This window comes from Brevundimonas sp. ZS04, assembly GCF_001956865.1.
GTDB lineage: Bacteria > Pseudomonadota > Alphaproteobacteria > Caulobacterales > Caulobacteraceae > Brevundimonas > Brevundimonas diminuta.
Map to the genome: position 1 here is coordinate 46,134 of NZ_MTHE01000011.1, position 14,186 is coordinate 60,319.

Consider the following 14,186-nt stretch of genomic DNA (forward strand, 5'->3'; position numbering starts at 1 on the left):
GTGCGCTATCGCCCCTTCGGCGCCACAGGGGCCGCGGTCTCCAGCCTGACGCTCAGCCTGGGGGCAGAGGCGACGGCGCGCGGGCCGAACCATGTCCGCGACCTGGTGTTCGCGGGGCTGGAGGCGGGGGTGAACGCCTATCATCTGGAGCGGCTGGACCCGACGTTGCTGCAGGCTGTCGGCGAGGCCTTGGGCCATGTCGAGCGGCGGTTGGTATGGGTCAGCGTCAGCCTGGGGGCCGACCGGGATTTCTCGGCGATGGCCCTGGGGCGTTCGATCGAACAGGGGCTGCACGCCTCGGGCCTGGGCTGGTTCGACATGGCGGTGCTGGAGCGCCCGGCCGAGAATGAGCTGCCGCAGACCTCCCTGACCGCCCTGAAGGCCATGCGGAAGGCCGAATATGTGCGGATGCTGGGGGTGTCCGGCGACGAGCCGGTGACGGATCTCTATGTCTCGACCGGGGCCTTCGACGTCCTGTTCACGCCTTTCCATGTCAATGTGCCCTGGCAGGTGCGCTCGCGCATGAGGGCCGCGCGCGATCGGGAGATGAGCCTGTTCGCCGACGACTACTTCCCCGACAGTCTGGCGACCGAGCGCCGCGCGGCTGATGCGGGCGGGCCGAAGAAGCGGGGCCTGTTCGGCGCCTGGGGCGCGGGGCGCGGCGAGGCCGATTTGGAGCGGCCGGGCAGCTTCGCCTTCCTGCACCGGACGCCGGGCTGGACTGGCGAGGCCATCTGCCTGGCCTACGCCCTGGCTGATCCGTCGGTGGCCAGCGTGCTGGTCCGGCCCAAGGATCGGGCGCATCTGGAGGAACTGGCGAGCGTGCCCGAGCGCGACCTGCCCGCCGGTCTCTCGGCTCAGATCGAGATGGCGCGGGTGGACGCTTCGGCCTGACCGCCCTCAGGCGCCGATGGCGGAGAAGGGGCCGTTGAGGAAGCCGGGCTTGCCATAGGCCAGGGGACGGCCGTCCTCGGCCAGGACGCGGCCGCCAGCCGCCTCCAGCACGGCCTGGCCGGCGGCGGTGTCCCATTCGCTGGTCGGGCCGGTGCGCGGATAGGCGTCGAAGCGGCCCTCGGCGATCAGGCAGAACTTCAGCGAGGAATCCATGCCCTGCCACTGGATGCAGCCGTTGCGGGCGGCCAGGCGTCGGGCGTCGTCTTCGCTGATGCTGTGGCTGACCAGGGCGACGGCGTCGGCCGGGCGTTCGCGCACCCGGATCGGGCGCCACGGCTCGCCGAAGGCGCGGCGAAGGGCCCCCTGGCCCGGCGCAGCCGAGCGCCAGCTGATCCCCAGGGCCGGAGCCGTCACCACGCCCGCGACGGGCGCGTCGTCGCGGATCAGGGCGATATTGACCGAATAGCTCTCGCGCCCTTGAACAAAGCCCTTGGTGCCGTCCAGCGGGTCGATCAGCCAGAACCACTCGCCGACCGACGGCGGGGCGCCGTCGGCGGCGACGGCCTCTTCGGCGACGGCCTCGACCTGGGGCCAGTGTTCGGCCAGCCGAGCCAGGATCAGGGCCTCGGCGGCGCGGTCGGCTTCGGTGACGGGGCTGGCGTCGGCCTTGGTCTCCACGGCCGTATCGGCCCGCCAGTAGGGCAGGATCAGGCGCGCGGCCTCCTCGGCGATGTCGGCGATGACCTCGGCCAGGCGGCCGGAGGCGAGGGCGGTTTCGAGGTCGGCGTAGGCGGAGACGATCATGAAGCGCTCGATAGACCATGCGGCCGGTTTAACGAACCGGCAAATCAGGCCACCTTGGCCTTAACCTTTCTGAAAACCTGCGCGCCGCGCCCTTGGCATCATGACCGTTTCCGACGACCCTGCCTCTCTATCCGCCGCCGATCTGCCTGTGGACGGCGCCGAACTGGCCGCCTTCATCGCGGCCAAGCTGTGCCACGACTTCATCAGCCCGGCGGGCGCGGTGATGTCGGGCCTGGACCTGCTGGACGACCCCACCGCTCAGGACATGCGCGACGACGCCTTGGGCCTGATCCGTCAGAGCGCGGCCAAGATGGTGGCCCTGGTGCATTTCGCGCGCGTGGCCTTCGGCGCGGCGACCAGCAGCGAACAGTTCTCCGGCGCCGAACTGCACGGCCTGGTCGCGGGCCTGACCGACGGCGGGCGCGCCACGCTGGACTGGCGCGTCGGCGAGGAAACCTTCACCAAGATTCAGGCTCGCGCCCTGATCAACCTGGCCTACCTGACCGTTTCGGCCCTGCCGATGGGCGGGGCGGCGGTGGTGACGGTCCGCCGCGAAGGGGACCAGCTGTTCCTGGTCGGTTCGGCCGAGGGCGCCCGCGCCCGGTTCAAGCCCGAGGCCGTGGTCGGCCTGAAGGGCGAGCGGCTGACCGAGGGTCTGGCGGGCCAGTGGATCCAGCCCTATTGGCTGTGGCTGACGGCGCGCGAGGCGGGCGGACGGCTGGACCTGGCGACCGAAGAGGGCCGCGTGGCCTTGATGGCGCGTCTGCCGGGCGCTAATGAGCAAACCGCGTTCGTCGATCCAACGCTCCGTTAACCCGCCTGAACGACTATGGCGAGAGCGTGATTTCGATCTCGCGCGAAACGGGAAACGACCCAGTGGACCCCAGAACCTGTCTGATCGTCGATGACAGCCGCATCATCCGCAAGGTGGCGCGCCGCATCCTGGAGGATCTGTCCTTCGACGTGGCCGAGGCGGCCGACGGCGCCGAGGCGCTGGACTATTGCCAGGCCGCCATGCCGCAGGTGGTGCTGCTGGACTGGCAGATGCCGGTGATGGACGGCCTGGCCTTCCTGCGTCGTCTGCGCGATCTGCCGGAAGGGCGCGCGCCCAAGGTTCTGTTCTGCTCAGTCGAGACGCGGGCCGACCGAATCGCCGAAGCCCTGTCCGCAGGGGCCGACGAATATGTTATGAAGCCCTTCGACGGCGAGATCCTGCAAGCCAAGCTCGCCGAAGTGGGAGTGGTGCAGTCGCCGTCATGACGCCGGAGGATTTCGATCGTCTTCAGACCTTGCTGGCGTCCCGCGCCGGCTTCCGGCTGACCCGAGACCGGATGCAGCTGGCCGAGCACCGGCTGGGGCCTGTGGCGCGGCGCGAAGGCTATCACAACGTCGAGGCCATGCTGACCAGTCTGTGGAGCCGCCCGGTCGCTTCCCTGGGCTGGAGCGTGATCGAGGCCCTGCTGAACGGCGAGACCTGGTTCCGGCGCGACCGCGCGGCCTTCGAAGTGATGGAGCGCGAACTGCTGCCCGCCCTGACGGCGGCGCGGCCGGGCGGCCGGGTGCGCATCTGGTGCGCTGGCGCCTCGACCGGGCAGGAGGCCTATTCCCTGGCCATCGCCGCCCTGGAGGCGGGGGCTCAGGTGGAGATCGAGGCCACGGACCTGTCGCGCCAGGCGATCGAGAAGGCCATGTCGGGCCTCTACACCTCGTTCGAGATTCAGCGCGGCCTGTCGGCGCGCGCCATGCTGCGCTGGTTCGAACAGGTCGACGACCAGTGGCGGGCGCGCCCCGAATTGCGCGCCGCCATCGCCTTTACGCGCGCCAACCTGCTGGACGAGCCGACGGATGAGGGTCGGTTCGATGTGGTCTTCTGCCGCAACGTCCTGGGCGACATGGCGCCGGAGCGTCGCGCCCGGGTGCTGGACGGGCTGGAGCGGCGGATGGTCGACGACGGCTGCCTGTTCCTGGGCCACGACGAGCGGCCGGACGGCGACAGCGTGGCCTTCCGCCCGGTGGCCGGGCGCAAGGGGCTCTATGTGAAGAGCGCGGCCGCCGCGCGCCGCGCCGCCTGAACCGTCAGGCGACCGACAGCAGGCCCTGGGCGGCGACGGCCTTGACGCCGGGACCGGGAACCTCGGCGAAGGCTAAGTCCGTGACGCCGAAATACTCATGCTGGTTCAGCGCGCACCAGTCGGTGGTGACGATGCGGACCGTCTCGCGTTGTTCGCCGCCTTCGACCGCGCCATAGACGAAGTCGCCGGTGCGGCGTGCGAAGGGCATGACCCGGTCCTGATTGGCCAGGGCGGTCAGTTCGGCCAGGCGCGCGGCCGGAACCTCGGCCATCATCAGCTTGCCGTCGAAACGCACCACGGCGTCGAAGGCGTAGCGGCTGACCGGACCGGCGGCCAGGCCCGTGCCCAGGGTGGTGTGGCCGATGAAGCCCGCCTGGGCCCCGGCGAAGCGGGCGAAGGTTGCGGCCACGGCGCGGCCGGTGTCGCCCAGCGACAGGGAGGTCGAACTGATCCCGAGGACGGCGCGCTCCTGATCGGTCAGATGCCGGTCCAGCGTCGTGCGGATCAGGGCGGCCAGGGCCGGGTCGGCGGGGCCGTCCAGGGCGACGGTGCGCGACTGCGCCCGCACGCTTCCGTCGCTGAGATAGTCGGCCGCCGTATAGGCGTTGCTCCACGATCCGGTGTGGGCGTAGAGGCCGCGCCCCAGCTTCTCCTGGAACAGCAGGTGGTTGTGCCCCCCGATCATCAGGGCGCCGTCGGGCAGGGCGGACAGCATCCCACGATCGCCCGCCACCCCGGCGTGGCTCATCACCAGGGTCAGGTTCGCGTCGTCCGTCAGGGTCGGCAGCTGAGCGTTCGCCCATTCGCTCGGCTCGGGGATCGACAGCCAGTCGCGGCTGGCCTTGGGATAGGTGTTCAGCGCGTTCGTGCCGAAGCCGATGATGCGCAGCCGTCGATCGCCGAAGGCCAGTTCAGTCGCCGCCGGCGCATAGGGCTGACCGGTTCGCGCGTCGACGATGTTGCTGATGACGGTGATCCCCAGGCCGCGCATCCGCGCGACCACCTCATGCAGGTCCGGCGTCAGATCGTTGTCGTGGTTGCCCAGATTGACCACCGTCGGGGCGATGGCGGGCAGGGCGGCCAGGAAGGCCCAGTCGATCGCGCCTTCGGACCGCACCGAGACGACGTTGCCGTGCTCGAAGATGTCGCCGTCGATCGCGATCAGATGCGGAACCGGCCGGCTGCGGACCTCGGCGCGCAGGGCGGCCAGCAACTGGGCGCTGCGCTCATAGGCGGAGTGCAGGTCGGACATGGCCAGGACGCGGCCGACGACGGCGCTTTCGCGAGTCTGACCAAAGGCGGGCAGGGCGCCGCCGATCAGCGGCAACACGGCTGCGGCGCCCAAGAAGCGGCGACGGGAGGGGAAGGCGAAGGTCATCTGAAAGTCTCCGGTGCGCGACCCTGCGGGAGACGACGCAGCCGATCTGCATGGCACGGCGGGTTGCACTGCACAACTTGAGGGGTGTCTCATATGTGAAACGAACGGCGGTTTGTTCCGGCCTGTGTCCCTGTCGCGAAAGGTTCACGGTGAAGGGCGCTTCGGTGCTGGAACCGACGGCGCTTCAGGCCTAGGGGCTGCGGCGATTCACCCGCCCAAGATCATCAAGAAGGGGATATCTCGATGACGCGTCTCTCGGTTCTCGCCGCCTCCGCCAGCGGTCTGGCCCTGCTGCTTTCCACGCCGGCCCTGGCGCAATCCGCCGATGTCCAGGTCGAACAGGCCGCCGCTGTCGGCGACATCGTCGTCACCGCCCAGCGTCGCAGCGAAAGCATCCGCGACGTGCCCTTCGCCGTCACGGCGATGAACACCGAGACGCTGAACGCCGTGAACGCCGGCGGCGGCGACATCCTGCAGCTGTCGGGCCGCGTGCCCAGCCTGCAGGTCGAAAGCTCCAACGGCCGCTACGCCCCGCGCTTCTACATCCGCGGCCTGGGCAATGTGGACTTCGACTTCACGGCCTCGCAGCCGGTGTCGATGGTGATGGACGAGCTGGTTCTGGAAAGCGTCTATCTGAAGGGCTTCCCCCTGTTCGACGTGAAGCAGCTGGAAGTGCTGCGCGGGCCGCAGGGCACCCTGTTCGGCCGCAACACCCCGGCGGGCGTCATCAAGATCGACACGACCAAGCCCGGCGACGAGTTCACCGGCTTCGGCTCGCTGACCTACGGAAACTACGGTTCGACCCGCGCGGAGGCGGCCGTGACCCTGCCGGCGTCGGACACCCTGTCGGTGCGCGTCGCCGCCCTGTGGAACCACCGCGACGACTGGATCAACAACGCCTATGACGCCCCCTTCGCCAAGAAGGACGGCAAGGATCTGGGCTCCTTCGACGATGTGGCGGGCCGCATCCACGTCGCCTGGACCCCGACCGACCGCCTGTCGACCCTGCTGACCCTGCAGGCGCGCGACTATGTGGGCACGGGCACGATGAACCGGGCCAACGTCCTGACCAAGGGCTCGAACAAGCTGAACGACAACTTCGACCGCGACACGGTCTGGTATGACGGCGGCCGCAACAACTTCCAGAAGCAGAAGACCACCTCGCAGTCGCTGCAGGTCGCCTATGACTTCGGTCCCGCGACCCTGACCGGCGTGGTCGGCTCCTTCCAGGGCTGGTCGCAGGGCAATGGCGACATCGACGGCGGCGTCTCGAAGGGCGCGCCGGCCGGCGCCGGCTATAAGACCCCGTTCGCGGTCGAGTCCGGCACCCTGTCCAGCGACCTGCTGCAAAACACCTATGAGCTGCGCCTGACCTCGAACGGCGCGGGCCGCCTGGGCTGGCAGGTCGGCGCCTTCTATTGGGACGAGCGCATCAACCTGGTGTCGGGCGGCTTTGACGGCGTCGGCGGCGTCATGCCGACCAAGGTCACGGACATCGTGCAGAAGTCGGACTCCTGGTCGGTCTTCGGTCAGGCCAACTATCAGGTCACGGAGGCTCTGAAGCTGACCGGCGGCCTGCGCTACACCGACGACAGCCGCGACTATCACGGCCGCCTTCTGGTCGGCACGCCGGCCGGCGCCGAGGGCAAGGTCTCGGTCGGCGACGAGCAGGTCAGCTGGGACGTGAGCGCCCTGTACGAAGTCAACGACAGCCTGAACCTGTTCGCCCGCGTGGCCAGCGGCTATCGCGGCCCGTCGATCCAGGGCCGCAACCTGCCGGTTCTGACCACGGCGGATTCGGAAACCGTCATGTCCTATGAGGCCGGTTTCAAGGCCCGCCTGTGGGACGGCCGCGCCCGCCTGAACGCCACCGCCTATCTGTATGACGTCAAGGACATGCAGTTCACGGCCATCGGCGGCATCGACAACTCCAACCGCCTGATCAACGCCGACAAGGGTCAGGGCTACGGTCTGGAGATCGACGGCGACGTCTATCTGGGCGCGGGCTTCACCCTGGCCGGCGGCGTGGCGTGGAACCATACCGAGATCAAGGACAAGGATCTGCTGGTCGCCATCTGCGGCAACCACCTGTGCACCATCACCGATCCGATCGTGAAGGTCGGCGCCAATGACCGCGCCAACATCGACGGCAACCCCTTCCCCCAGGCGCCGGAGTATTCGGCCAACCTGACCCTGTCCTACGTCCGCCCCATCGGCGACGCTCAGGAGCTGTTCGCCTCGACCGACTGGGTGATGCAGAAGGATTTCAACCTGTTCCTCTATGAGGCGGTCGAGTTCCGTCAGGACACCAACTTCGAAGGCGGCCTGCGTGCGGGCTGGCGCGACCTGAACCAAGGTCTCGAGGCGGCCGTCTACGTCCGCAACATCACGGACGAAGCCAATGTCATCGGCGCCATCGACTTCAACAACCTGACGGCCTTCGTCAACGAACCGCGCATGTACGGCGTGGAGCTGTCGAAGCGCTTCTAAGCTTCTACGGCGGATCGCATCGGAGGGCGGCGGCGGAGAGACCTGTCGCCGCCCTCTTGCCATTCCGGCCCAGCTTGGTCCTATTGCCGGACGGATCGGGGAGGATCTCACATGCGGCTGGCCTTGCTGTTCGGATCGCTGACGCTCGCCTTCTTGCTGGCGGTGTGGACCTCCCAGGCGCCGAAGCCGCGCGCGGCGGACGCACCCGCCGTCGCCTTCTCGGCCGCGCGGGCCATGACCGACATCGAACAGATCGCCCGCGCTCCGCACCCGGTCGGTTCGCCCGAGCACGCGCGGGTCCGCGCCTATATGAGCGCGCGGCTGACGCAGTTGGGGCTGGAAGTCAGCGAGCAGGCGGGACCGTTGTCGCCCGCCTCGGTCAAGCGGCTGGCGCGCGCAGGGGGCGATCCGGCGGCGGCGAACAATCAGGCGGTCAATCTGATCGGCGTCCTGCCCGGAAAAGACCGCAGCCAGCCCGCCGTCATGCTGATGGCCCACTATGACACCGTGGTCGGCTCGCCCGGCGCAGCCGACGATTCCGCCGGGGTCGCCGCCATTCTGGAAACGGTGCGGGCGATCAAGGCGCGCGGTCCGGTCGAGCGTGATCTGGTCGTCCTGCTGACCGACGCCGAGGAGCTGGGTCTGGACGGGGCGCGGGTCTTCTTCGGCGGCCATCCACTGCGCGATCGCATCGGGGCGGTGGTGAACCTCGAGGCGCGCGGCGGCGGCGGCCGCGCCGCCATGTTCGAGACTGGGCGCGAGGCCGGGCCGACCGTGCAGCTGTTCCGTCGTGCGGCGGCCAGGGCCGACGGCGGGACCACCGCCACCTCCATCGCCGCTTTCATGTATGAGCGGATGCCCAACGGCACCGATTTCACCGTGCCCAAGGACCGGGGGATCGGCGGGTTGAACCTGGCCTTCATCGGCCGCCCGGATCAGTACCATTCGGCCAACGCCACGCCCGCCAACCTGGATCGGGGCGCGGTCCAGCATCTGGGCTCTCAGGCGCTGGAGGCGGCGGACGCGTTGGCGCGTGCGCCCAGCCTGCCGGCCAAGGGCGAGAACCTGGTCTACTCAGACGTCTTCGGCCGCTGGATGATCGCCCATGCGCAAGGAACCGGCTGGGTTCTGCTGGCGCTGGCGGCGGCGTTGGGCGGTTTCGCCGCCTGGCGGGCGCGGCGCCGGGCGGGACTGACGGCGGGGCAGGTCGGCCTGGGCGTGTTGGATGGACTGTGGTTCCTGACCGGGGGCGTGATCCTGGTGCAGGCGACGCGCCTGCTGGTCGGGCCGCTATCGAGCCGCGCCGATTCGCCGGACGTCTACTACACCCTGCTGCGCCGCCTGCCGTGGATGGAGGCGGGGGCGACGCTGGCGATCGTCGCCCTGGCCCTGGTCCTGCTGACCGGCGCGCGCCGGGCGCGGCCGCGCGTAATCGGCGGGGCGTTCGCCGTCCTGACCGCCGTCGTCCTGCTGGTCGGCGGGTTCAGTCCGGTGATGCTGGGGCTGGGCGTGGCCGCCATCATCCTGTCGCTGTGGCCAGGGCGCGCCGAGCGTTTGGCCTGGGGCGGCTGGCTGGGTCTGATCGCCCTGATCTTCGTCTTCGGTTGCGCCTTGCAGGGCGCAGCGCCTGAAGCGGCCCTGCTGTTCGTCTGGCCGGTGTTGCTGGCCGCGACGGCAGCGGCCCTGGCGGCCTTGATCGACCCCGACCTGACGCGGCCGCTCGGCCTTCTGCCCGTCGCTGTGGCGACCGTGCTGGGCGGCGCCTGGCTGCTGGGGATCGGCCATTTCGTCTTCCTGGGCGTCGGGATGGACATGCCGGGCGCCCTGGCCTTGATCGCCTTGCTGGTCCTGCTGTTCGCCCGCCCTCTGGCGCCGGGCGCGAAGGCGTCGCGCCTGGTGCTGTTGGCGGCGGCGGCCTGTCTGATCGCGGGCGTCGGGCTGAACATCTCGGCCCAGCTGTTGGAGCCGTCGCCCGCCGTGGCGGAGGCCTTGCCCTAGACGGACGCTGGCGTCCGGCCGCGCGACCGTTTATCGCAGCCGATCATGAGCGATCCCGTCCTGGTCACCGGCTCCGCCGGCTTCATCGGCTTCCACACCGCCCGGCGTCTGCTGGAGCGGGGCGAACGCGTCATCGGCCTGGACAACCTCAACGCCTATTACGATCCGGCGCTGAAGCAGGCGCGCCTGGCCCAGCTTCAGGCCTATCCGAACTATCGTCATTACACGCTGGATCTGGCCGACCGCGACGGCGTCGCCGCCCTGTTCGCCGAGCACAAGCCGCGCCGGGTGGTTCACCTCGCCGCCCAGGCGGGGGTCCGCTACAGCCTGGAAGCGCCCGAGACCTATGTCGATTCCAACGTCGTCGGCTTCCTCAGCATCCTGGAAGGCTGCCGCGCGGTCGAGGCGGCCAACCTGGTCTTCGCCTCGACCAGTTCGGTGTTCGGGGCCAACCGCGCCCTGCCGTTCTCAGTGCGCCAGCCCGCCGATCATCCGCTGACCGTCTATGCGGCGACCAAGCTGGCTAATGAGGCCATGGCCCATTCCTACGCCCACCTGTTCGGCTTTCCGGCGACGGGGCTGCGCTTCTTCACCGTCTACGGGCCGTGGGGCCGCCCGGACATGGCCCTGTTCAAATTCACCCGCGCCATCCTGAAGGACGAGCCGATCGACGTGTATGGCGAGGGACGGATGAGCCGCGACTTCACCTATGTCGACGACATCGTCACCGGCGTGATCGCCGCTCTGGACCGTCCCGCCGCGATCGATCCGGCGTGGGATGCGACCGCCCCCAATCCGGCGACCAGCGGCGTCGCGCCCTGGCGCATCCTGAACCTGGGCGCGGGCCGTCCCGTGCCGCTGATGCGCTACATCGAAGTGCTGGAGACCAAGCTGGGCCGCAAGGCCAAGCTGAACCTGATGCCCATGCAGGACGGCGACGTGGCCGATACCGAAGCCAACGTGACCGACACCCTGGCCGCCCTCGACTACGCTCCTACGACCCCGGTGGAGGAGGGCGTTGCACGCTTCGTCGACTGGTACTGCAACTTCTACCGCGAAAATTGAGGCGCAGAGGCGGTCGCCCTGGAGGGCTGGCTCACGTAATGATTTCGCGGAGATGCCCTGGTGGAGCCGAGGGGAGTCGAACCCCTGACCTCGTCATTGCGAACGACGCGCTCTACCAACTGAGCTACGGCCCCGACCGACAGGCAGGGGCGGGACATAGAAGCGTCCAGGGGGGCGTGTCAACGGGCCGCGCACGAATCCTTGGCGATCCGCGGCGGGGCCGCTAGAAGCGGCGTGAACGAAGCAGGAGTTTCTCATGGGTTTCGCCCTTGTCTGGCTGGTGAACGCCGTCGTCACCTTGATGATCTGGTGCATCATCGCCTCGGCGATCCTGAGCTGGCTGTTCGCCTTCGACGTGATCAATCCGCGCAATCGCTTCGTGGGCCAGATCGCCTATGTGCTGGATACGGTGACGCGGCCGATCCTGGGACCGCTCCAGCGGGTGGTGCCGTCGCTGGGCGGCATCGACATCACGCCGATCATCGCCTTGCTGGCGCTGCAGTTCCTGAGCGTGCTGTTCAATCGGACGGTCGCGCCCATGCTCATCATGTCGCTGGGCTAAGGCGGGCGAGACGGGGCGCCGTTGAATGCGGGCCACGGGGGCGAGGGATTCGGCGTTCGGCCTCCATTTCCGCCCTTGCGTGGCGCGAACGGGCTCCTAAGGTGCCGAGGATGGGTTCCCTAACGGACCGGATTTTACGCGTAATTCATGACCACGATCAGGACAGTCGCCGTCATCGGCGCCGGGCAAATGGGTTCGGGCATCGCTCAGGTGGTGGCCGCCGGCGGCTATGAGGTGAAGCTGTACGACATCGCGTCGGACCGCGTGACCCTGGCCCTGGGCGAGATCGCGGCCAGCCTGGCGCGACGCGCGGCGCGCGGTCTGTCGAGCGAGGCGGAGGCCCAGGCCGCGCTTCAGCGCATCACCGCGGTGAAAACCCTGGCCGAGGCGGCTGAGGCGGATCTGATCATCGAGGCCGCCTCCGAGGAGGAAGCGGTCAAGAAGGGCGTCTTCACCGAGCTGACGCCGCTTCTGGGGCCCGATACGCTGCTGGCGTCCAACACCTCCTCGATCTCTATCACCCGCCTGGCCTCGGTTACCGATCGGCCTGAGCGCTTCATCGGCCTGCACTTCATGAAGCCGGCGCCGACGATGAAGTTGGTCGAACTGGTGCGCGGCATCGCCACCTCGGCCTCGACCTTCGAGACGGCGGTCGCCTTCGCCGAGAGCCTGGGCAAGATCATCACGGAGTCCGAGGACTTCCCCGCCTTCATCGTCAACCGCATCCTGGTGCCGATGATGAACGAGGCGGTCTATGTGCTGTACGAAGGCGTCGGCGACGTGGTCTCGATCGACAAGGCGCTGAAGCTGGGCGCCAACCATCCGATGGGACCGCTGGAGCTGGCCGACTTCATGGGGCTGGACGTGGCCCTGGCCATCATGAACGTGCTGTATGACGGCCTGGCCGACAGCAAGTATCGGCCCTGTCCGCTGCTGGTGAAGTATGTCGAGGCCGGCTGGCTGGGCAAGAAGAGCGGGCGCGGCTTCTACGACTATTCCGGCGAGACGCCGGTTCCGACCCGCTGATGGCCGTCGCTTTTCCTTCTCTTCCGGGCCTGAAGCGCGTGGCGCCGCGGCGCGGCGCGGGCGCCCTGGTTCCCGCCGCCTTGGCGGCGGCGGCCTGGCCGCCGGTGATCCTGACCCTGTTCATCTGGCCGCCCGAGAATTGGTGGTCAGGCGTGGATACGGACTGGCGGCTGGTGATGCTGGCCGTCGGACTGATCGCGGCGCCGGCGGGGCTGTGGCTGCTGCTCGACAGCCACGGCAAGACCGGGCGCCCGTCGACGCGACTGGGCGTGGTGTGCCGCTTCACCGTCTTCGGCGGCCTGCTGGCGGCGGCGATGCAGACGATCATGGCCGTGGTCATGGCGGGTCTGGCGGGCGCCGCCTCGCAGAGCCTGGTTCAGGGCCTGGGCGCGATCGAGACGGCCTTGCTGATCTATGGCGTCGGCGGTCTGCCGCTGGCGGTCATGATGGGCGTCAGCTACGCCCTGTGGGGCGGTCTGTGCGTGGCCTATCTGGGCTTTGTCCCGGCGCCGGTGGTCAACAACCGCATGGGCGTCCTGGCCGAACGGGACGTTACGGGGATTTAACGTGAAGCGAAGCGGCCGTCCCGACTAAGCCTCGACCTCTTCACCAGAACAGGGGCGAGCATGAGGGATCAGGTCGAGACGGTTCAGCCGAAGCCGGTGGCGGCGGATCAGCGGGTCGTGACGCTGGACGTGCTGCGCGGCGCGGCGGTTCTCGGAATCCTAGCGGTCAATGCCGCCTTCTTCTCCTTGCCGCTGGAAGCTCTGGACATGGCGCCGGAGCAGTCGCCTTTTCCCGCCGTGCCGGGCGCGTCGGGCGTGGCGCAATGGGTCGTCGACGTCTTCTTCACCCAGAAGTTCGTGACCCTGTTCTCCATGCTGTTCGGCGTGTCCATCTTCCTGGTTGGCGGCGAGCGCGGTGATGAGGCGAAGGGGCGCGTTCTACGCCGTCGCCTGATGTTCCTGGCCCTGTTCGGCCTGATTCATGGTGCGGCCTTCTGGTACGGCGACATCCTGCTGCTCTACGCCTGGTCGGGGCTGTTCGTGATGTTGATGCGATCCATGTCGGCCAAGTCCCTGATCTGGATCGGCGCGGGCGCCACAGTGTTTCTGGCGACCTTGCAGGCGGCCTTTGTGCTGGCCATGGTTCATTTCCCGGAGGTTATGGCCGGCCTGAACGAAAGCGTATCCGACACCGCGGTCGCCGATGCGATCGCCGCCTATCAGAGCGGCTGGGCGGGGGCGATGCTGCAGAACCTGAAGGCCTGGGGTTTCGCAACGACTGCGAGCCTGTTGATGTATGTCTTCTCGATCGTGCCGTTGATGATGCTGGGGATGGGCCTGTTCAAGGCCGGCTTCTTCCACGGCCGGGTTCCGACGTGGATCTATCTGGCGCTGATCGCCGGCGGGGCGACGGTGCTGACTCTTCTGGGCGTGCTGCAATGGCGCGAGCTTCAGGTCGGGCCGGTTGCGGAGGGGACGGGCGGATGGGCCGCCGTGGCGGAGTCCTATCCGTTGATCATCACCCTGGCCTACGCTTCGGCGCTGATCCTGGCGACGACGCGGGGCGTGGGTTGGCTGCGCAAGGCGTTGGCGCCGGTGGGGCGGATGGCCTTCACCAACTATCTGACCCAGACCCTGATCATGACGACGATCTTCTACATGCCGTGGGGGCCGCGTCTGTTCGGCCAGGTCGACTATCCGATGCAGTGGGCCATCGTCGTCGGCGTGTGGGCGCTGCAGCTGATCTGGTCGCCGCTGTGGCTGTCGAAGTTCACCATGGGGCCGTTGGAGTGGCTGTGGCGGCGTCTGAGCTATGGACGCGGTCTGCCCCTGCGCCGTACGGCTTGAGCGGGAAGGGGCGGCGGCGAGTTGCGGCGACGGAACTGATGGCT

The 14,186-nt window shown here is 68.6% G+C and carries 13 protein-coding genes and 1 tRNA gene; 11 read left to right on the forward strand and 3 right to left on the reverse strand.

The window, feature by feature from the left end; genetic code table 11:
* Window positions 1-894, forward strand: a complete 894-nt coding sequence (locus tag BJP32_RS13305; protein WP_046653082.1) for an oxidoreductase — start codon at window positions 1-3, stop codon at window positions 892-894.
* 6 nt (window positions 895-900) lie between these two features.
* On the opposite strand, the gene cysQ is transcribed toward BJP32_RS13305, so the two are convergent.
* On the reverse strand, window positions 901-1,698 hold the full coding sequence (gene cysQ / locus BJP32_RS13310) for a 3'(2'),5'-bisphosphate nucleotidase CysQ (protein ID WP_046653084.1): 798 nt from the start codon (window positions 1,696-1,698) through the stop codon (window positions 901-903).
* 100 nt (window positions 1,699-1,798) lie between these two features.
* Here cysQ and chpT point away from each other — a divergent pair, with 100 nt between their 5' ends.
* From chpT to BJP32_RS13325, 3 genes are all read left to right on the forward strand, one after another.
* On the forward strand, window positions 1,799-2,512 hold the full coding sequence (chpT, locus tag BJP32_RS13315; RefSeq protein WP_046653085.1) for a histidine phosphotransferase ChpT: 714 nt from the start codon (window positions 1,799-1,801) through the stop codon (window positions 2,510-2,512).
* A 62-nt stretch (window positions 2,513-2,574) separates the two neighbouring features.
* Complete coding sequence (locus BJP32_RS13320; protein ID WP_003166687.1) at window positions 2,575-2,958, forward strand: PleD family two-component system response regulator; 384 nt, start codon at window positions 2,575-2,577, stop codon at window positions 2,956-2,958.
* Window positions 2,955-3,770, forward strand: a complete 816-nt coding sequence (locus tag BJP32_RS13325; RefSeq protein ID WP_046653087.1) for a protein-glutamate O-methyltransferase CheR — start codon at window positions 2,955-2,957, stop codon at window positions 3,768-3,770. The genes BJP32_RS13320 and BJP32_RS13325 overlap by 4 nt, the downstream gene beginning before the upstream one ends.
* 4 nt (window positions 3,771-3,774) lie before the next feature.
* On the opposite strand, the gene BJP32_RS13330 is transcribed toward BJP32_RS13325, so the two are convergent.
* Entirely contained in the window at window positions 3,775-5,148 is a 1,374-nt protein-coding gene (locus BJP32_RS13330; RefSeq protein WP_046653089.1) for a metallophosphoesterase, read from the reverse strand.
* 243 nt (window positions 5,149-5,391) lie between these two features.
* Here BJP32_RS13330 and BJP32_RS13335 point away from each other — a divergent pair, with 243 nt between their 5' ends.
* The 3 genes from BJP32_RS13335 (at window position 5,392) to BJP32_RS13345 (ending at window position 10,701) form a co-directional block, all read left to right on the forward strand.
* Window positions 5,392-7,638, forward strand: coding sequence for a TonB-dependent receptor (locus tag BJP32_RS13335; RefSeq protein ID WP_046653090.1), 2,247 nt, complete (start codon window positions 5,392-5,394; stop codon window positions 7,636-7,638).
* A 111-nt stretch (window positions 7,639-7,749) separates the two neighbouring features.
* Window positions 7,750-9,636 (forward strand): M20/M25/M40 family metallo-hydrolase, encoded by a 1,887-nt coding sequence (locus BJP32_RS13340; RefSeq protein WP_046653092.1) that lies wholly within the window; start codon window positions 7,750-7,752, stop codon window positions 9,634-9,636.
* 45 nt (window positions 9,637-9,681) lie between these two features.
* Complete coding sequence (locus BJP32_RS13345; RefSeq protein ID WP_046653093.1) at window positions 9,682-10,701, forward strand: NAD-dependent epimerase; 1,020 nt, start codon at window positions 9,682-9,684, stop codon at window positions 10,699-10,701.
* Window positions 10,702-10,759: 58 nt separating this feature from the next.
* Here BJP32_RS13345 and BJP32_RS13350 read toward each other — a convergent pair.
* A tRNA-Ala gene (locus tag BJP32_RS13350) sits at window positions 10,760-10,835 on the reverse strand.
* A gap of 122 nt (window positions 10,836-10,957) precedes the next feature.
* On the opposite strand from BJP32_RS13350, the gene BJP32_RS13355 reads away from it, so the two are divergent.
* The 4 genes from BJP32_RS13355 (at window position 10,958) to BJP32_RS13370 (ending at window position 14,142) form a co-directional block, all read left to right on the forward strand.
* Complete coding sequence (locus BJP32_RS13355; protein ID WP_046653094.1) at window positions 10,958-11,263, forward strand: YggT family protein; 306 nt, start codon at window positions 10,958-10,960, stop codon at window positions 11,261-11,263.
* A 147-nt stretch (window positions 11,264-11,410) separates the two neighbouring features.
* Window positions 11,411-12,289 (forward strand): 3-hydroxybutyryl-CoA dehydrogenase, encoded by an 879-nt coding sequence (locus BJP32_RS13360; RefSeq protein WP_046653095.1) that lies wholly within the window; start codon window positions 11,411-11,413, stop codon window positions 12,287-12,289.
* Window positions 12,289-12,855, forward strand: a complete 567-nt coding sequence (locus tag BJP32_RS13365; RefSeq protein WP_046653096.1) for a hypothetical protein — start codon at window positions 12,289-12,291, stop codon at window positions 12,853-12,855. Before BJP32_RS13360 ends, BJP32_RS13365 begins: the two co-directional genes overlap by 1 nt.
* A gap of 60 nt (window positions 12,856-12,915) precedes the next feature.
* The gene (locus tag BJP32_RS13370) at window positions 12,916-14,142 is read left to right on the forward strand and encodes a DUF418 domain-containing protein (protein ID WP_046653098.1); all 1,227 of its coding nucleotides are present in this window, start codon (window positions 12,916-12,918) and stop codon (window positions 14,140-14,142) included.
* Window positions 14,143-14,186: the final 44 nt, after the last annotated feature.

Bases quoted from the DNA above. Each gene is read 5' to 3' on its own strand.
- cysQ (WP_046653084.1), bottom strand. From the start codon at position 1,698: ATGATCGTCTCCGCCTACGCCGACCTCGAAACCGCCCTCGCCTCCGGC.
- chpT (WP_046653085.1), top strand. From the start codon at position 1,799: ATGACCGTTTCCGACGACCCTGCCTCTCTATCCGCCGCCGATCTGCCT.
- BJP32_RS13325 (WP_046653087.1), top strand. From the start codon at position 2,955: ATGACGCCGGAGGATTTCGATCGTCTTCAGACCTTGCTGGCGTCCCGC.
- BJP32_RS13330 (WP_046653089.1), bottom strand. From the start codon at position 5,148: ATGACCTTCGCCTTCCCCTCCCGTCGCCGCTTCTTGGGCGCCGCAGCC.
- BJP32_RS13335 (WP_046653090.1), top strand. From the start codon at position 5,392: ATGACGCGTCTCTCGGTTCTCGCCGCCTCCGCCAGCGGTCTGGCCCTG.
- BJP32_RS13340 (WP_046653092.1), top strand. From the start codon at position 7,750: ATGCGGCTGGCCTTGCTGTTCGGATCGCTGACGCTCGCCTTCTTGCTG.
- BJP32_RS13345 (WP_046653093.1), top strand. From the start codon at position 9,682: ATGAGCGATCCCGTCCTGGTCACCGGCTCCGCCGGCTTCATCGGCTTC.
- BJP32_RS13355 (WP_046653094.1), top strand. From the start codon at position 10,958: ATGGGTTTCGCCCTTGTCTGGCTGGTGAACGCCGTCGTCACCTTGATG.
- BJP32_RS13360 (WP_046653095.1), top strand. From the start codon at position 11,411: ATGACCACGATCAGGACAGTCGCCGTCATCGGCGCCGGGCAAATGGGT.
- BJP32_RS13365 (WP_046653096.1), top strand. From the start codon at position 12,289: ATGGCCGTCGCTTTTCCTTCTCTTCCGGGCCTGAAGCGCGTGGCGCCG.
- BJP32_RS13370 (WP_046653098.1), top strand. From the start codon at position 12,916: ATGAGGGATCAGGTCGAGACGGTTCAGCCGAAGCCGGTGGCGGCGGAT.